Annotated in this window: 15 protein-coding genes; 4 read left to right on the top strand and 11 right to left on the bottom strand. The window is 57.3% G+C overall.

What is annotated here, in order from left to right; genetic code table 11:
* From rsxB to ED901_RS06935, 6 genes are all read right to left on the bottom strand, one after another.
* Positions 1 to 567, bottom strand: coding sequence for an electron transport complex subunit RsxB (gene rsxB, locus ED901_RS06965; RefSeq protein ID WP_056780337.1), 567 nt, complete (start codon positions 565 to 567; stop codon positions 1 to 3).
* Complete coding sequence (rsxA, locus tag ED901_RS06960; RefSeq protein ID WP_056780334.1) at positions 567 to 1,148, bottom strand: electron transport complex subunit RsxA; 582 nt, start codon at positions 1,146 to 1,148, stop codon at positions 567 to 569. Before rsxA ends, rsxB begins: the two co-directional genes overlap by 1 nt.
* A gap of 39 nt (positions 1,149 to 1,187) precedes the next feature.
* On the bottom strand, positions 1,188 to 1,628 hold the full coding sequence (locus ED901_RS06955) for a DUF2569 domain-containing protein (protein WP_056780331.1): 441 nt from the start codon (positions 1,626 to 1,628) through the stop codon (positions 1,188 to 1,190).
* A gap of 254 nt (positions 1,629 to 1,882) precedes the next feature.
* Positions 1,883 to 3,250, bottom strand: coding sequence for an anaerobic C4-dicarboxylate transporter DcuC (gene dcuC / locus ED901_RS06950; protein WP_122095418.1), 1,368 nt, complete (start codon positions 3,248 to 3,250; stop codon positions 1,883 to 1,885).
* A gap of 929 nt (positions 3,251 to 4,179) precedes the next feature.
* Positions 4,180 to 5,382 carry an FAD-dependent oxidoreductase gene (locus ED901_RS06940; RefSeq protein WP_122095416.1) on the bottom strand — a complete coding sequence of 401 codons (1,203 nt, stop codon included), beginning with the start codon at positions 5,380 to 5,382 and terminating at the stop codon, positions 4,180 to 4,182.
* 60 nt (positions 5,383 to 5,442) lie between these two features.
* The gene (locus ED901_RS06935; protein ID WP_122095415.1) at positions 5,443 to 6,726 is read right to left on the bottom strand and encodes an MFS transporter; all 1,284 of its coding nucleotides are present in this window, start codon (positions 6,724 to 6,726) and stop codon (positions 5,443 to 5,445) included.
* 138 nt (positions 6,727 to 6,864) lie between these two features.
* Between ED901_RS06935 and ED901_RS06930 the strand changes: the two genes are divergently transcribed.
* The 4 genes from ED901_RS06930 (at position 6,865) to ED901_RS06915 (ending at position 11,671) form a co-directional block, all read left to right on the top strand.
* Positions 6,865 to 7,770, top strand: a complete 906-nt coding sequence (locus ED901_RS06930; protein ID WP_056777494.1) for a LysR family transcriptional regulator — start codon at positions 6,865 to 6,867, stop codon at positions 7,768 to 7,770.
* A 164-nt stretch (positions 7,771 to 7,934) separates the two neighbouring features.
* Entirely contained in the window at positions 7,935 to 9,158 is a 1,224-nt protein-coding gene (locus ED901_RS06925; RefSeq protein WP_056777491.1) for an ROK family transcriptional regulator, read from the top strand.
* 198 nt (positions 9,159 to 9,356) lie between these two features.
* Positions 9,357 to 10,043 carry a dethiobiotin synthase gene (bioD, locus tag ED901_RS06920; RefSeq protein WP_056777489.1) on the top strand — a complete coding sequence of 229 codons (687 nt, stop codon included), beginning with the start codon at positions 9,357 to 9,359 and terminating at the stop codon, positions 10,041 to 10,043.
* A gap of 119 nt (positions 10,044 to 10,162) precedes the next feature.
* The gene (locus ED901_RS06915; RefSeq protein ID WP_122095414.1) at positions 10,163 to 11,671 is read left to right on the top strand and encodes an MDR family MFS transporter; all 1,509 of its coding nucleotides are present in this window, start codon (positions 10,163 to 10,165) and stop codon (positions 11,669 to 11,671) included.
* Here ED901_RS06915 and ED901_RS06910 read toward each other — a convergent pair.
* From ED901_RS06910 to hutI, 5 genes are all read right to left on the bottom strand, one after another.
* A complete protein-coding gene (locus tag ED901_RS06910; RefSeq protein ID WP_122095413.1) occupies positions 11,668 to 13,326 on the bottom strand; it encodes an iron ABC transporter permease in 1,659 nt (552 codons plus the stop codon). The two genes, ED901_RS06915 and ED901_RS06910, sit on opposite strands and share 4 nt — an antisense overlap.
* 55 nt (positions 13,327 to 13,381) lie before the next feature.
* Positions 13,382 to 14,362: an ABC transporter substrate-binding protein gene (locus ED901_RS06905; protein ID WP_122095412.1), complete on the bottom strand. Its 981-nt coding sequence runs from the start codon at positions 14,360 to 14,362 to the stop codon at positions 13,382 to 13,384.
* 20 nt (positions 14,363 to 14,382) lie between these two features.
* On the bottom strand, positions 14,383 to 15,132 hold the full coding sequence (locus ED901_RS06900) for an ABC transporter ATP-binding protein (protein ID WP_122095411.1): 750 nt from the start codon (positions 15,130 to 15,132) through the stop codon (positions 14,383 to 14,385).
* 126 nt (positions 15,133 to 15,258) lie between these two features.
* Positions 15,259 to 16,083: an N-formylglutamate deformylase gene (hutG, locus tag ED901_RS06895; protein ID WP_122095410.1), complete on the bottom strand. Its 825-nt coding sequence runs from the start codon at positions 16,081 to 16,083 to the stop codon at positions 15,259 to 15,261.
* Positions 16,080 to 17,258 carry an imidazolonepropionase gene (gene hutI, locus ED901_RS06890; RefSeq protein WP_371414298.1) on the bottom strand — a complete coding sequence of 393 codons (1,179 nt, stop codon included), beginning with the start codon at positions 17,256 to 17,258 and terminating at the stop codon, positions 16,080 to 16,082. Before hutI ends, hutG begins: the two co-directional genes overlap by 4 nt.
* Between the last annotated feature and the right edge of the window lie 21 nt (positions 17,259 to 17,279).

The raw sequence follows: 17,279 nt of genomic DNA, 5'->3' as shown, positions 1-17,279 counted from the left end.
TTACTCCGCATGGATGACCTGAACCGGAATGGATTGCATATCCCACTTCCAGTTTGCGGTGGTGGTTTTGATCGGCAGCATTTCGATGCAGTCCGTCGGACAAGGCGCGACGCACAGGTCACAGCCGGTACATAAATCAGTGATCACGGTATGCACGGCGCGGGTGGCACCCACGATGGCATCCACCGGGCAGGCCTGAATGCACTTGGTGCAGCCGATGCAGTTGCTTTCATCGATGTAGGCCACTCGGCGCACCGGTACCGCCGCGGCGGCGTCTTCGCCCATCGGCTGCGGTTCAACGTTAAGCAGCGTGGCCAGCTTGAGCATCACGGCTTCGCCACCCGGCACACATTTATTGATGTTGTCGCCGTTGGCAACGGCTTCGGCGTAAGGCTTACAGCCGGGATATCCGCATTGCGCGCACTGGCTTTGCGGCAGAATATCGTCAATCTGATCGACAACCGGGTTGCCTTCCACGGCAAAACGACGCGAGGCGTAACCCAGCAGCAGGCCAAAAACCAGCGCCAGAGCGGTCAGCGCGCCAATCGCTACCCATAATTCAAACATTAGAATTTCACCAGACCCGTGAAGCCCATAAAGGCCAGCGACATCAGACCGGCGGTGACCAGCGCAATGGAAGAACCTTTGAATGGCGCAGGGACGTCAGCCACCACCAGGCGTTCACGGATAGCGGCGAACAGCACCATGACCAGCGAGAAGCCGAGCGATGCGGCGAAGCCGTACAGCGCAGACTGCATGAAGTTCAGCTGCTGGTTAATGTTCAGCAGCGCCACGCCGAGCACGGCGCAGTTAGTGGTAATCAGCGGCAGGAAGATGCCGAGCAGGCGATACAGCGACGGGCTGGTTTTACGCACCACCATTTCGGTGAACTGCACGACCACGGCGATGACCAGAATGAACGCCATCGTGCGCAGATAAACCAGCTCCAGCGGCATCAGGATGAAGGTGTTGACCATCCATGAGCAGATATTGGACAGGGTGATAACGAACGTGGTCGCCAGCCCCATGCCGATAGCCGATTCCAGTTTCTTAGAGACGCCCATAAACGGGCACAGCCCAAGAAACTTCACCAGAACGAAGTTATTTACCAGCATGGTGCCGACAAACAGTAATAAATAAGAGGTCATGACAATTGCCCGGACATAATAAACATTAAAACTTCAGGGTTATTCCGTGAAGGTTTCTTTAACCCGCAGAGAGCGTTTGAAATAAGGCACAAACACCGCGGCAGCCAATAAAGGTAACAATAAGTTACGCACGGCCAGATCATCGGTAACCGGCGAGAATGCAAAGGCTTTTACGGCCAGCAACACGGTGCACAGTAACCAGATAATATACATTTTCGGCAAGGCTTTGGCACGCTTGCAGAATTGCCACAACACGGCGACGGTAAATACCCCCATCGCTAATGTGGTCACTACGGAAAAATACCATTGCAGGGTAAATGCCTGCGAATTGGTGAGTAAGTAATCCCGCGATTCCGGCATAAATAATGCCATGGAAAACAATGCCAGCATTAATGCCACGCTTAACAACGTCACAATCAGATACGCCATCGGGGCCAGTAACCACCCACCAATACGTTTATAGCCCGGATTATTCGACATAAAAAACCTTTATTACGCGGGTTTTTTCACCCAGTCAGCACGGAGAGTCTTCCCCGACCTTCAAGGCGCAGTAGCTTAACCTGAGTTAGCGGTAGCCGATATCGTATTTATGTGATCAATACCTTAATCCTTCACGCCATCTCCGCGTTGGCCCCTTGGTACGCCCCGTTCACATACTTTTGTATGCTCACGGGGCTGACCCGGTTGCCGCCTTGATTCAGCATGAAGGCTTCAGGTAATCAAATGGGGAAGGTTTAACGCACCGGCACCAGAATTTCAGTGGCGACGATCACCACAATCAGGCCGACCAGTACGGGCACGGAGGTGCGTTTGACCACTTCGAACGGGGAGATTTTTGCCATACCGGCGACGGCGACGATCACGCCTGACACCGGCGAAATGGTGCGTCCGAGGTTTGAGGCCTGCAGCATCGGGATCACCAGATATTCCGGGTTTATGCCCATTTTCGCCGCCAGTTTCGGAATAAGTTCCACAAATGCATAGAAAGAGGCGTTACCGGAACCGGTGGTCATGGCCGCCAGCACGGTGATCACCACCAGAACCAGCATCATGAGCAGGCTGCCGGAACCGAAGTTTTGCGCCAGACCGATCAGGCTGCTGATGAAACCGACGGTGCTCAGCCCCTGCGCGAAGACACCTGCCGCGACCAGCAGCATCACCACGTTGGCGAAGGCATCGGCCATGCCGCGATAGGCAACGTCCAGACCGGCGAACACGATTTTCCCGCTGCGGTTACGTACGGTTTCAATCAACGCCGTCAGCAACATGCAGATCACCAGAATGGTAATAATGTGCAGCCCCGGTCCCCATTTGCCGTCAAAAATCAGCACCCCGATAATGGGCGTGAAGGGCAGAATGGCGTAGAACGCGGGCGCATTGGTTTCCACCACATCTTCTTTATTGGAATCCAGGGCATCCACCGTTTCGGGGGTTTCACGTTTATCGAGGTAACGCTGCCAGAAGAAATGGGCAACGGCCATCGCCACGATGGCGGCCACGGAAATCGGCAGAGTGGCTTTAAACGCAAAATCCACCAGCGGCATGTTCGCCGCCTGCGCGGCCAGCACCACGTCCCCGGAGGTCGGTGAAAGAATGATGGCCGCAGGGGAGGCACAAATCGCCGCTGCTGCACCACGGCTGATGCCGACGTTGACCATGATCGGGAACAGGGTGGCCATCAGCAGCACGCCCAGCCCGGTTGCCGAGGAGACGGCCAGCGACATCAGGCACGCCAGAATGTAGGCCGCCACCATCAGAATATAAGGGGAGTTGATCATTTTCAGCGGACGCGACGCCAGCCGCACGACCACGTCGTTCGCGCCGATGTGCGTCATGTAGGCGGCGAAACCGCACAGCATCATGATCATCATCCCGAGATCGCCACCGCGGCTCATCAGCAGAATTTTGACGTATTCCACGATATCCGTGGTGTTCCAGCCGGTGCTTTTCGCCCCTTCAGGCAGCACGCTGTGGCCCATTAACACGCTTATCACCAGCAGCAGAAGGCCGCCGACCATCAGCACGCCGGTGGGCGAATAGCCTTTAATGATGTACCGCCCGACAAACACGGCAACCACCAGCCCGATCAGTAATTCCCACATAATGTTGTATCCCCGAGAGTCAATATGGATCCAAATGAAAGGCGGGCACTGTGCCGAAATAGCGCACCGGGCGTCATGACGTTTATCAATTATGGGTGATGAAAAAGAGGGGAATATCAAAATATGTGATGTTTAGCGGGGAATAAGAGGGATGTTTAAAACTGATTTTAACTTCAACTTCAACTTCAACTTCAACTTCAACTTCAACGTCAACGTCAAAACCGTGGGTTGCCACCCACACGGGCCTTAAGAGGCGCCTATCGCCGCGCCTCTTAAGAATCTCCGGCTCTTTTACTGCGCGCTCCGCTCGCGGGCTATGTTTCAGATGCCGCAGCGATAGCCGCAAAATCCCGCCGCTTCGCGGTGCCCTTCGTTCGGGCTACAACCCGCGCAAAAAGACGCGCGGTTTTGCGCCTCTCCTCCGGCGGAATTTTGGAACCGGCCTCAGGCTTTTACTTCACAACCTCACTGATTTTGATTTGAAAAGCCAACGGGTATGGGTTTTGAATTTAAGATCGTGCGGGTGATTCAGAAATCTTGCCTCCGGCGGAATTTTGGATCCGGCCTCAGGCTATTACTTCACAACCTCACTGATTTTGATTTGAAAAGCCAATGGGAATGGGTTTTGAATTTAAGATCGTGCGGGCGATTCAGAAATCTTGCTGAGTGAGAGGTTGCAGACCAGAGGCTGCAATCCCGAAACGAAGGTACCGCGCAGCGGCAAGATTTCCAGCCTTACGCCGTGGTAACTGAAACATAGCCAGCAAGCGGTAGCGCGCAGTAAAAGAGCCGGAGATTCTTAAGAGGCGCGGCGATAGGCGCCTCTTAAGGCCCGTGTGGGTGGCAACCCACGGTTTTGACCTTAAGGCCCGTGTGGGTGGCAACCCACGGTTTTGACCTTAAGGCCCGTTTGGGCGGCCAACCCAAAATCAAAGCTTCGGGATTTCCCGATAAAACCCCACGCCAATCAGGCGCCCAAACAAGAACGGGATAAATTTGCGCCCGCGCAGCCATGCCTCCATCCGGGAGGGAGGTTTGGTGCGTTTTTTTTGCCCCGCACGGCTGATCATAATTTGTAGCGACTGCGTCGCCCATGTCGGAAACGCGCGGCGGCGCTGGATGCGCTTTAAATGCCTGAGCGTCAGGCGTCCGGCTTTCAAAGGTTCAGTGATGATATTCGCGGTCGCCACCGCATCCTGAATCGCCAGATTCACGCCGACGCCGCCGATAGGCGACATGGCATGAGCCGCATCGCCGATGCACAGCAGCCCCGGTTTCGCCCACGCCTTCAGACGGTCGATGCGGATCACCAGCAGACGCACGTCGTCCCAGCTGAGAATATCCTCGGCTAAGCGTGCGCGTTCGAACGGCGATACCCCGGCCAGAAGATCGAGGAACGGCGGGATCCCTTGCGCTTTGAGCGCGTCGAGGCTGTCTTTGGGGATGGAATAGCCACACTGCCAGTAATCACCCCGGTCGATCATGATGAAGTTTTTCTTCGGACCGCGGTGGCCCATTGACCACTGCGGATCGTCCGGGCGCTTGTTGATTTTAAGCCACAGCACGTCGCGCGGCGCGCCATAACGGCGAATTTCCATACCGGCCTTTTCACGCACAATTGAATTGCGCCCGTCGCAGCCCACCACCAGATCGGCGTTGAAGGTCTGTGTTTCGCCCGCCACGTCGGCAATCACGCCGGTTACCTGGCCTTTCTCTTCCTGCAACGACAACACCTGTGCGTGATGGATCAACCGGAAATTCGGCAGCAGGGCGGCTTTACCGGCGATAAAATTAAGAAAATCCCACTGCGGCATAAACGCGATGAATTTGCATTGTGTCGGCAGATGGCTGAAATCCGCCAGCGTGGTTTCCTTGCCGTCAATCTCGCCGTAAAGTTTTTCAGCCCGCTGATGCGGAAGTTTCAGAAACTCGTCGAGAAAACCGAGCTGCCAGATAATGTCGAGGGTGGAAGGATGGATGGTGTCGCCGCGAAAATCGCGAAGAAAATCACGGTGTTTTTCCAGCACCGTCACATCGATGCCCTTGCGCGCCAGCAAATACCCCAGCATTAAGCCCGCGGGGCCGCCGCCGACAATGCAACATGTGGCGGCGGAATCCGTGTTCGGTGTCATAAAAACCTGCCTGGCAAAGTGAATTTACATGATAACAATTATCATTTGCGCAAGTGCGCGTCAATTCTCAGATAACCGCATCAGTTTCACCCCAACCCCCAGGCCGGCAACCAGCATCAAACTGATGAACCCGGTGATCCCGTACCAGCCGTAGGCGTGCCAGAAGAATCCCCCAAGCGTACCGGCGACGCTTGACCCGGCGTAATAACAGAACAGGTACAGTGAGGAAGCCTGGCCTTTGGCACGGCGCGCGCGGCGTCCGATCCAGCCGCTGGCGACCGAGTGCGCGGCGAAGAACCCGCCGGTGACCAGGATCATGCCGATGAAAATCAGCCAGACCGGTGAAAACGCGGTGATCACAATGCCCAGCAGCATGATGCCGGTGGCACCGATAAGTACCGGACCTCGGCCATAAACACCGGTCAGCACGCCCGCTTTGGGGGAGCTGTAGGTGCCCATCAGGTACACCACCGATAAAATCCCGACAATGGCCTGACTCATGTTGTACGGCGTGCCGAGCAGGCGATAACCGATATAGTTAAACATGGTCACGAAGCTGCCCATCAGCAGAAAACCTTCGATAAACAGCAGCGGCAAACCGCTGTCGCGCCAGTGCAATTTAAAGTTGATCAGCAGCTTGCGCGGTTTCAGCGAGCTGGCTCGAAAGTGCTTAGACGGCGGGAGAATTCGCCAGAACATGATTGCCGCCGCCAGCGCGAAGACACCGACCACCGCAATGGCGATGCGCCAGGAGAAGAAATCCGTCAGTACGCCGCTGACCAGACGCCCGCTCATGCCACCAATGGAGTTCCCGCTGATGTATAACCCCATCGAGAACGCCACCACGCTCGGGTGAATTTCTTCGCTCAGATAGGTCATCGCCACCGCAGCCACGCCGCTGAGCGACAGGCCGATCAGGGCGCGCATCATCAGAATGCCGTCCCAGCTTTGCATCACCGAACAGACCAGCGTGCAGCCTGCCGCGAGCAGCAGCGCCACCACCATCACTGATTTGCGCCCGACGGCGTCAGAAACCGGCCCGGTGAACAGCAGACCGATGGCCATCAGACCGGTAGACAACGACAGCGACAGGCTGCTGGTGGCCGGCGACACGCCGAAATCATGGGACAGCACCGGCAATATGGGCTGAACGCAGTAGAGCAGCGCAAAGGTCGCCAGGCCCGCCGAAAACAGGGCGAGGGTGACGCGGATGAATTGCGGTGTACCACGTTTAATGAAAGGTGTTTTAAGGCCGGAGCGGACGACGGGCATGTCCGGATTGAGTTCGTCGTCATTCACTGAGTCGCGGGAGGGTGCAGCGGCATTCCGCCGGGTGGTTTTCACTGAGAGTCCTTAACCAGGGTGATAATAAAAATTATTTGAAAATGTATGAAAATTTTAACAGTCGGCTTTATATTGTCTAATATATTAATTTCGCTGAAACGATATGTTTAAGATATCAATCGGAGTCAGACCCGCGCCATGAGCCACATCGAACTGCGCCACCTGCGTTACTTTATCGCCGTCGCTGATGAGTTGCATTTCGGCCGCGCGGCGGAGCGTTTACACATTTCGCAGCCGCCGCTGAGCCAGCAAATTCAGGCACTGGAGGCCCACGTGGGCGCGGCGCTGTTTTATCGCAGCAACCGCACGGTGCGGCTGACACAGGCGGGTGCCGCTTTCCTGCCGGAAGCGCGGCAGATTTTACAGCGTGTGGAGGAAGCCTCGGAACAGGCGGCGCGTATTCACCGTGGCGAGGCGGGCAATCTGACCCTCGGGCTGACCTCATCAGCGCCTTTTCTCCAGCGTGTTTCCCGTACCTTGCACCGTTTTCGCCTGACTTATCCCGCGGTGAATATCCGCATTGAGCAGCTCAACAGCAAACAGCAGATCGAACCGCTTCTGGAAGGAAAACTCGATCTGGGGATCATGCGCAACGGCGAATTGCCGCCGCAGCTGGCGCATCAGCAGGTGTGGTCGGAGCCGCTGATTGCCGTGGTGCACAAAGACCATCCGCTTAACGATCTTCCCGCAGGCGAACTGACGTTTCAGCATCTTGCCGATCAGCCCTTCGTGTTTTTCTCTAAAGACGTGGGGACGTCACTGTATGACGACATTCTGGTGCAGCTGAAAACGCAGGGGATCACGCCTTATATCACGCAGGAAGTCGGCGAACCGCTGACCATTATCGGGCTGGTGGCGGCGGGGCTTGGCGTCTCGATTTTACCGGCCTCGTATTTGCGTATTCAGGTCGAGGGCGTGCGCTATTTACGCTTTGGAAAAATGGAAGGCACCACGCAACTCTGGCTGGTGAATCACGCCGAACGGCCCATGACGGCGTCGGCGACGGCGTTTATGGCAATGATGATGGCGGAGGACGGGCTCTGACCTATGACAAAAACTGCTGTATTTCCAGTCAATTCCGAACGTGTTTTCACGCAATATGTGCACCGAATCACATAACGAATCAAATAGTTGACGACATATAGCAAAAACCCCACCATAGCCTCTAATCTTTATTTTGAAGCGCGAAAATAACAGGAGTTCCTTGAGTGATCCCCGATGGGCAGCCCGGCCATATTGATCAAATCAAACAAACCAACGTCGGTGCTGTGTATCGCCTGATCGATCAGTTTGGTCCTATTTCGCGCATTGAGCTTTCCAAAAAAGCCCAACTGGCTCCCGCCAGTATCACCAAAATTGTCCGTGAACTGATTCAGGCGCATCTGGTGCTGGAAACGGAATTTCAGGATCCCGGCAGCCGCGGGCGTCCCGCCATCGGTTTAGCCCTGGATACTCAGGCCTGGCATTATCTTTCCGCACGCATCAGCCTGGGGTCGATCACCCTGGGGCTGCGCGATCTGAGCAGTAAACTGGTGGTGGAAGAGGTGCTGCCGCTGCCCGAGCAGGCCCCGCAGCCGCTGATGCAGCGCATCATCGCCGAAATCGACCAGTTCTTCATCCGTCACCAGCGCAAACTTGAACGCCTTACCGCTATCGCCATCACCTTACCGGGCATGATTGATGCACGGCGCGGCATTGTGCACCGTATGCCGTTTTACCATGACGTGTTCGATATGCCGCTGGGCGATACGCTCAGCACACACACCGGTTTGCCGGTTTTCGTGCAACATGACATCAGCGCCTGGACGCTGGCGGAAGCGTTATACGGCGCATCGCGCGGCTGCAAAAACGTGGTGCAGATTGTTATCGATCACAACGTCGGCGCGGGGGTGATCACCAGCGGGCGCGTACTGCATGCGGGCAGCAGCAGCGTGGTGGAAATCGGTCACACGCAGGTCGATCCTTACGGTAAACGTTGTTACTGCGGCAATCACGGGTGTCTGGAAACCGTGGCCAGCACCGACAGCATTCTCGAACTGGTGCGCCAGCGTCTGACGGCATCCGCGCCTGCCAGCCTGTTGCACGGCGTGTCGCTGACCATTGAAGCCGTCTGCGACGCCGCCAACCGGGGCGATCAGCTGGCGCGCGATGTCATTATCGGCGTCGGCCAGAGCGTCGGCCGGATGCTGGCGATCATGGTCAATTTGTTCAATCCGGAAAAAGTGCTCATCGGTTCACCGCTTAATTTATCTCAGGATATTCTGCATCCGGCGATAATGTCCTGTATTCAGCAGCAATCACTTCCTGCATATAGCGAAAATATCAAACTTGAATCCACGCAATTTTATAATCAGGGAACAATGCCCGGCGCGGCATTAGTTAAAGACGCGCTGTACAGCGGATCATTACTGATTAAGCTTCTGCAAGGCTGAGTTTTTTTTATAACGTTACTGTCTGATTTAAAATAAATCAGAATAAGCTTTCGTTCGCTGGTCAACAAAACATTGCGCTAACGCAAACCGCTCGCATCTCGCATCGCCTAGACTTTCCGTCGTTACTTTGTCTCTGGCGGTGTTTTTTACCGGAGATTATCTTTCAATAAGACGGAGAGATCCCGGAGCCTGAATTCCATGTTAACGCACTTTTTCGTCACGGGTACGGATGCCCGTGTAGGTAAAACCATTGTCACACGTGCCTTGCTTCAGGCCTTAGCCGCGCAGGATCGCTGCGTTCTGGGCTATAAACCTATTGCAACAGGCAGCCAGGAGTTGGCCGACGGGGTTCGAAATAAAGATGCGGTAACTCTCCAGCAGTCATCTTCTATTGCTTATCCTTTCAAAAAAATAACGCCTCTGGCATTAACTGATGAAGATATTTATGCCAGTGAAATACCTGAGAATGTGTTTGAAATAATGACCAGTGGCCTCAATTTTATGCGGGAAGAGGCTGATTCGGTGATTGTGGAAGGATGTGATGGCTGGAGAACGTTGATTACTCCGCATCTTTTATATTCCGACTGGGTGCGCCAGCAAAATATGCCGGTGGTGTTAGTGGTCGGTATTCAGGAAGGTTGTGTCAGCCACGCGCTATTAACCGCGCAGGCTATTATTGCCGACGGTTTACCGTTGTTAGGGTGGGTGGCGAATCGAATTAACCCATGCCTTGCACATTATCAGCAGACTATCGATGCGCTGACCGCCAATATTTCGGCACCGCTGCTGGGTGAAATTCCCTATTTACCCCGCGCAGAAAGCCGCGATATGGCGAAGTTTATCGACCTCTCAAGCTTTGATCTGAAAACCCTGACCCGCGCCTGACGTCAGCGTTGTAAAATCTGCTCATCAATTAAACGGCTCCGTCTCTCTGACCCGGAGCCGTTTTTTTGTCTATAATTCGGGATTAGCATTAACGCATCAATCTGAAGAAAAAAGAGAACATGGCCGTCACTCACACCTCAGAAACACAATCTGCGCACGATCCTGTCGTTAAAAATGCCCACCGACCGTTGATCCTCATCGCCTGTATGTTGTCGATGTTTATGGCGGCGGTGGAAGTGACGATTGTCGCGACCGCGATGCCGACCATCATTGGCGATCTGGGCGGTTTCTCCCTGCTTGGCTGGGTGTTCGCCGTCTATCTGCTGACCCAGGCGATCACCGTGCCGGTGTACGGCAGGCTGGCCGATTTGTACGGCTGCCGGAAAATGTTTTTTATCGGCACCACGCTGTTTTTAATCGGCTCCGTTCTCTGTGGCTTCGCTCCATCCCTTGGCTGGATGATCGGTTTTCGTGCCTTGCAGGGGCTGGGCGCCGGGGCGATCACGCCGATTGCGACCACGCTTATCGCCAACGTCTATGGCCCGCAGGAAAGGGCGAAAGCGCAGGGGTATCTTTCCAGCGTGTGGGGTGTTTCGGCCATCGTCGGGCCGCTGATGGGCGCGTTTATTGTGTCGCATTTCCACTGGGCGGTAGTGTTTTGGGTCAACGTACCTATCGGTCTGGTGGCGATGGGGATTTTAATCAAATACCTGCCGCCGGACGGTCAGCGTAAACAGCACCAGCTGGATCTGGCCGGTACTGGTTATCTCACCCTCTCGGTGGCGGCGTTGCTGCTGGCGCTGCTGCAGGCCGAAGTGCTGGGTTACTGGGCGCTGGGGCTGATTGCGCTGGCCGTGTGCAGCGCGCTGTTGCTGATTCGTCAGGAGCGCAAAACGCCGGAGCCGCTGTTTCCGCTGGCATTGTGGCAGAGCAAAGTGATCATCGCCGGTAACGTCGGCGGCCTGATTATCGGCGCGACCATGATGGGGATCAGCGCGTTTCTGCCGACTTACGTGCAGGGCGTGCTTGGCGGCACGCCGTTACAGGCGGGCACCACGCTGGCGCTGATGTCGATTGGCTGGCCGCTGGCGAGTATGTTAAGCAGCCGGCTGATGCAGACGACGTCATACCGCGCCACGGCGGTCATCGGCGGGATTTTGCTGGTGGGCGGCAGTCTGGCGCTGTTGTTACTTTCACCGACGTCCGGCCTGTGGGTTGCGCGTCTGGCGGCGTTCTCCATCGGTGCGGGCATGGGATTATGTAACACCACGTTTATCGTTTCGGTGCAAAACAGCGTCGGGCCAGAGATACGGGGAATTGCCACGGCATCCACATTGTTTACCCGCATGCTCGGGTCGGCCATCGGCACGGCGTTACTGGGCGCGACGCTCAATCTTAATCTGCAATTCCGTTTGCCAGGGGTGAACGATCCGGTACAGCAACTGATGGAGAAAGCCACGCGTGGCGCGATGGAAGCCGGTCAGCTCAGTGCTATAACCGAAAGCGTTGCGGCCTCTTTGCACTGGGTGTTTGTGGTCTCGGCGGTGATTTCGGTACTGGCGGTCGCCGCCGGTTTACTGATCCCTTCCGGCGACCGCCCGCACCCGCAGCCTCAGCGGGAAAGTTAAGCTGCCTGCCGTTGCTGTAGCCTGAACGCCGCTAACATCAGCGTCAGGCTCAGTAACACCGCCACGGAAGCCATCGCCATTCCGTCGCCCACCGAACCTTGCTCAAACTGCCGCCAGACAAACACCGACACCGTTTGTACGCCCGCCGGGGAGAGCAGCAGGGAGGTCACCAGTTCACGTGAAGCGACGGCAAACACCATCATCATCGCCGCCAGCAGGCTTGGAAACACCAGCGGCAGCAGGATCAGCCGTAAGGTCTGTGACGCCGTGGCACCATGCACCCGCGCGGCTGCATCGAGATTTCCGCCAATCTGTTTCAGCGCTGCGCTGACGTAACGCACCGGATACGGCAGCAGCAAACAGCAATAGGCCAGCAGCAAAATTCCCCAGGTGTTGTAAGGCGTCACCGGCCAGAAACTGCGGTTCCACGCCAGAATCAACCCGACGCCGACCACAATGCCCGGCAGCGCAGCGGGCAGCAAAGAGAGCCCGTCGATCCACGCCGCCCCACGAATTTTCCGTACCACCACCAGCCAGGATGCCAGAAAGCCGGTCAGCCCGGCGATCAGCGCCGTGCCCGCCGCCAGACTGAGGCTGGTGGAGAGCGCCCCGATCGCGTCACCGTGCGCAGCAAACAGCACGCTGAAATGCCGCAGGGTCAGATTCGAAAGTGAAAGGCCGCCTGACAGCGTGCCGGAAAATGCGGTCGCCAGCATCGAAAGCAGCGGCAGCGCGACGGCAATCAGCGCCACCAGTGAAAACAAAATCATCACCGGGATCGTCCGGCCCGCCAGGGATTTTTGCGTCAGGTCTGCCGGTTTGCCGGTCATACTTTCCACATTTTTACCCGCCAGCACCGCGCGCTGGACGCTGTAAGCACACAGCGCCATCGCCACCAGCACCAGCGAAAGCACTGCCGCACCGGGCAAATCGATCGGCCAGTCAGCCAGGCGTTGCTCGATGCCGGTGGTCAGCATCAGAATGCCGCTGCGTGAACCGAGTGCGCCGGGCACGCCGTACTCTTCAATCGACAGCGTGAATGCCAGCAACAGGCTGGATGCCATCGCCGGTAAGGCCATCGGTAACGTGATCCGCCAGAATGCCCGCCACGGGCCCGCGCCGTGGATCCGCGCCACATCGGCCAGGCGACTGCCGCTGGCGGCCATGCTGCGTGAGACGGCGAAATAGACCACCGGAAAGATATTCAGCGTCATCACCACGATCATCCCCGGCAGGGAAAACAGGAAATCATTAAGATGCAGCCACGGCAGCAGTTGCTGCACATAACCGTTGGTCTGCAACGCCAGCATCCACGACAGCGCGGCGATGTAAGGCGGCAGTAAAAAAGGTACCAGAAACAGCACGTCCCACAGCCCGGCGCACGGCAGCCGGAATAACCCGCGCAGGGCGCCGAGCGGAATACCGATCAGCCCGCTGCATAACGCCACGCCGAGCCCGACCTGTAAGGTCGTACCGATAAGCCCTGAGAGCTGAGGTTCGGCGAAAACGCGGCGAAATGCGCTGAAAGGTGCATGATAGCTGCTGGTGTCCAGATGCGGAAAAACCGCCTGTAACACCACAAAACTCACCGGTATGGCGACCAGCAACAGCAGCGCAAGGCCGGTCACGCCCGGTAAAAAAGCGTTCTTATTCATGATTTGTTTCTCAGAAACGGGCTGCGCAACCTGCGGCAACGCAGCCCGGCGGGCGTTATGGCTGGGCGAACAGTTTTGCGAAACGATCGAGAACGTCTTTACGTGAGGCAGAAGCCTGCGGGTCTTCCGGCAACAGCTTCAGGGATTTGAACAACGGACGTTTGGCGTCGATGTCCGTGCGCGCCGGCATCAGCCAGGCATCCGCCACCAGCTTCTGGCCTTCCGGCGAGAGGGCATAATCGATGAAAGCTTTGGCGTCTTTTTGTTGCTGGCTGGATTTGAGGATCATCATCGGGCGCGGAGCAATCACGGTGCCGCTGGCCGGGAAAATCACTTTGACCGATTCGCCGTCCTGCATGCTGGCGTAGGAAACGTAATCCACCGCGCCGAACACTGCCGCTTTCGCGCCCTGTAACACCGGCGTCAGCGCCTGCGCGTTCGGCCCGGCGATAATCATGCCGTTGGCTTTCAGGTCATCAAATAATTGCCATGCCTGCTGAGCGTGGGCATTTTGTAACCCGATCAGCAAATCCAGCGAGGCGCCGGAAAGAGAGGGATCCGGCGTGGTGACTTTGTCTTTGAACTCCGGTTTGGTCAGGTCGCCCCAGTCTTTCGGTTCCGGGGTACCGCTTTTGGTGTTCCACACAATGCCCAGCGCGGAAATGCCCTGCGCGACGTAATACGGCGTTTTAAACTGCGCCGGCACCTGTTCTGCGTTCGGGCTCTGGTATTCCAGCAGCCAGCCGCGCTGTTCGAGATCGGTCGCGGTGTCCCACGAGGCGGAAATCAGGACGTCAGCGCGCGGATTGGCCTGTTCGGCTTCCAGTCGTGCCATCACTTTACCGGTGGTTGCCTGAAAAACATCGACTTTCACGCCGGTCTGTTTTTCATAGCCTGCCGCCAGTTTTTTAGCCAGCGAACCCGGCCCGGCGGTATAGAGGGTCAGCGCCTGCGCGCTGCCTGCTGCCATTGCGAGAGAAAGAGTCATTGCGGTGATTACGCCTGTTTTGGTTCCGGAAAATCGTGTGCGATTCATGTGTGTAATTCCATCAGAGGTTAAGCAACGAAAGGGGAAACGACGGAGGTGTCATTCAGGTCAATGCTGGCGATAGCGCCCTGATCCATGCGTGCGATCCGGTGAGCCAGGGCGCGGGCTTCGTGATGATCGTGGGTGACATACACCGCCGTGGTGCCGAGCTGGCGCAGCAGCGTTGCCATCTCTTCGCACAGGCTTTCGCGCAGGTCGCGATCAAGATTGGACAGCGGTTCGTCGAACAGCAAAATGCGCGGCTCGGCGACAATCGCACGCGCCAGTGCCACACGCTGTTGCTGACCGCCGGAAAGCTCGGCAGGACGACGGGAGGCGAAATCGGCCAGGCCGACCCGATCCAGCGCGGCCATCACTTTCTCGTGGCGGGCTGCGCCGCGAATACCGCGCATTTGCAGCGGAAACGCGACGTTTTGCCCGACGCTCATGTGCGGCCACAGCGCGTAATCCTGAAAAGCCATGCCGAGATTGCGTTGTTCCGGCGGCAGACTGAACGTTCCGCTGGCAACGACGTTGCCGTCAAAACAGATCTGGCCTGAGGCGGGATGCAATAAACCGGCGAGCATTTTCAGCAGCGTGCTTTTGCCGCAACCCGAAGGGCCGAGGAGGGCGAGGATCGTGCCTGAAGGCACCGAAAGATTGACGTGATTGAGTACCCGGTTGCTCCCGAAAAAATGGGACACCTGATGGATGGCGATAGCGGGGGGAGAAGCAATGCGCGGTGGCGCATTCCCGCCGGTAAAAGCTGGAATGTTCATGACGGTACTATCCTCTTTGGGACTTATTGGTGAGATGAGCCTAAAGAGATTATGTGACGGGGAAATGACAGCAGGCGCTGCGCGGGAAAACGGAGGGTGCAGGCCGGAAACCTGCACCGCAAAGGGTTAACGGTAGTGCGCCTCTCCCCATGCCAGCATGCCCGCCAGCAGCGGTTTCAGCACGCCCTGAAGTTCGGTTGCTTTGTCTTCCGACCAGGCAAAGGGCTCGATTTCTTCCATGTAATTCATCTGTGCCAGCTCCAGCTGAACCGCGTGCTGGTCGGCCTGTGGCTGCCCGTACTCGCGGGTAATATATCCGCCTTTAAAACGCCCGTTGAGCACGTGGCTAAACCGCGTTTGTTGCCGGCAACAGCCTTCCACCGCGTCGCTCAACCCCGGCAGGCAGCTCGCGCCGTCGTTGGTGCCCAGATTGAGATCCGGCAGTTTACCCTCGAAAAGTCGCGGAATGCGCGAGGCGATGGAGTGCGCATCAAACAACAACGCATAGCCAAATTCCTGTTTCATCCGCGCCAGTTCCGCCTGCAGGGTCTGATGATACGGCTGCCAGATTTGCGCCAGATACTGCTGACGCTGTGCGGCGGTCGGTTCCATGCCGGGTTTAAAGGTCGGGCGTCCGTCGAACAAGGTATCGGGGAACAGCCCGGTGGTGGCCGTGGCATAAAGCGGTGTGTCGTCCGCCGGGCGGTTGAGGTCAATCACAAAGCGGGAATATTCACCCACCAGAATGCTGGCACCGAGTGCGCGCGCAAAATCGTACAGGCGGGGAATATGCCAGTCGGTATCAGACAACGGCAGCGCCGCGTCCGTCAGACCACTGGCGACTTCCGGCGTCAGGTGCGTGCCTGCGTGAGGAATGCTGATCAGCAACGGAGCAGTTCCCCGGATAAAATGGTAAGGATTGGCGATAACGTGATTAGCTGAAAGGCTCATAAACGAACGTCTCCACGGGAGTGACCACGATAAACAACGGTGCAGGGCAGCTGACCACCCAGCCAGTAAACCAGCTCAGCCGGACGCGAAAGCGGCCAGTGAATAAAATCGGCGACTTTTCCCGCCTCCAGCGTGCCGTGTGTGGCCTGCAAACCCAGCGCGCGTGCGCCGTGACAGGTTACGCCTGCCAGCGCTTCCTCCGGCGTGAGGCGAAACAGCGTACAGCCCATATTCAGCATTAAGCGCAGGGAAAGGGCGGGCGACGTGCCCGGATTGGCATCACTGGCCAGCGCCATCGGCACGCCGTGCTGGCGAAAGAGGGCGACGGGCGGGCACTGCGTTTCGCGCAGCAGGTAATACGCGCCCGGCAGCAATACTGCCACGGTACCGCTGGCCGCCATGGCGATGGCGTCGGCGTCGGTGGCGTATTCGAGATGATCGGCAGACAGCGCGTGATGACGTGCGGCCAGCGCGCTGCCGTGCAGGGAAGAGAGTTGTTCAGCATGAATTTTCACCGGCAGGCCGAGAGCCTGAGCGGCAGTGAAAACCCGTTCGACCTGTTCCGGCGAGAACGCCAGGTGTTCGCAAAAAGCATCCACGGCATCCGCCAGGTGTTCTCTGGCAACCACCGGCAGCAGGGTGTCGCAAATCAGCTGGATGTAATCATCAGCCCGGCCTTTGAACTCCGGCGGCAGGGCGTGCGCGGCAAGACAGGTGGATTTCACCTCCACCGGCAACATGTGGCCCAGCCTGCGGATCACCCGCAGCATTTTGATTTCGCTTTCCACGCTCAGGCCGTAGCCCGATTTAATCTCCACGCAGGTCACGCCCTCGGCCAGCAGCGGTTGCAGGCGGAACAATGCCTGCGCCAGCAGTTCCTCTTCGCTGGCCGCGCGGGTGGCGTTCACCGTCGATAAAATCCCGCCGCCTGCCGCCGCAATGTCCGCGTAGCTCACGCCGTTCAGACGTTGCTCGAACTCTGCGCTGCGGTCACCGCCGAAAACCAGATGGGTATGGCAGTCAACCAGCCCCGGCGTGATGATCCCGCCTGAAAACGCATGTTCCACGGCGTCGGGAAAATCCGGGCAGTCGGCCTCGCTGCCGACCCAGAGAATGTGGCCGTCGCGCACGGCGATTACGCCGTTTTCGATCAGGTTATAGTGCCCGTCCTGCATGGTGACCAGCGTGGCACCACG

Source organism: Rahnella sp. Larv3_ips, from assembly GCF_003697865.1.
Classification (GTDB): domain Bacteria; phylum Pseudomonadota; class Gammaproteobacteria; order Enterobacterales; family Enterobacteriaceae; genus Rahnella; species Rahnella rivi.
Note: the sequence above shows the minus strand (reverse complement) of the source record. Positions and strands in the feature narration are given on the sequence as shown.

Coding starts and splice junctions, on each gene's coding strand:
- ED901_RS06900 (WP_122095411.1), bottom strand. CDS start 15,132: ATGAACATTCCAGCTTTTACCGGCGGGAATGCGCCACCGCGCATTGCT.
- bioD (WP_056777489.1), top strand. CDS start 9,357: ATGTTAACGCACTTTTTCGTCACGGGTACGGATGCCCGTGTAGGTAAA.
- hutI (WP_371414298.1), bottom strand. CDS start 17,258: ATGCAGGACGGGCACTATAACCTGATCGAAAACGGCGTAATCGCCGTG.
- hutG (WP_122095410.1), bottom strand. CDS start 16,083: ATGAGCCTTTCAGCTAATCACGTTATCGCCAATCCTTACCATTTTATC.
- ED901_RS06915 (WP_122095414.1), top strand. CDS start 10,163: ATGGCCGTCACTCACACCTCAGAAACACAATCTGCGCACGATCCTGTC.
- ED901_RS06905 (WP_122095412.1), bottom strand. CDS start 14,362: ATGAATCGCACACGATTTTCCGGAACCAAAACAGGCGTAATCACCGCA.
- dcuC (WP_122095418.1), bottom strand. CDS start 3,250: ATGTGGGAATTACTGATCGGGCTGGTGGTTGCCGTGTTTGTCGGGCGG.
- rsxA (WP_056780334.1), bottom strand. CDS start 1,148: ATGACCTCTTATTTATTACTGTTTGTCGGCACCATGCTGGTAAATAAC.
- ED901_RS06930 (WP_056777494.1), top strand. CDS start 6,865: ATGAGCCACATCGAACTGCGCCACCTGCGTTACTTTATCGCCGTCGCT.
- ED901_RS06940 (WP_122095416.1), bottom strand. CDS start 5,382: ATGACACCGAACACGGATTCCGCCGCCACATGTTGCATTGTCGGCGGC.
- ED901_RS06910 (WP_122095413.1), bottom strand. CDS start 13,326: ATGAATAAGAACGCTTTTTTACCGGGCGTGACCGGCCTTGCGCTGCTG.
- rsxB (WP_056780337.1), bottom strand. CDS start 567: ATGTTTGAATTATGGGTAGCGATTGGCGCGCTGACCGCTCTGGCGCTG.
- ED901_RS06955 (WP_056780331.1), bottom strand. CDS start 1,628: ATGTCGAATAATCCGGGCTATAAACGTATTGGTGGGTGGTTACTGGCC.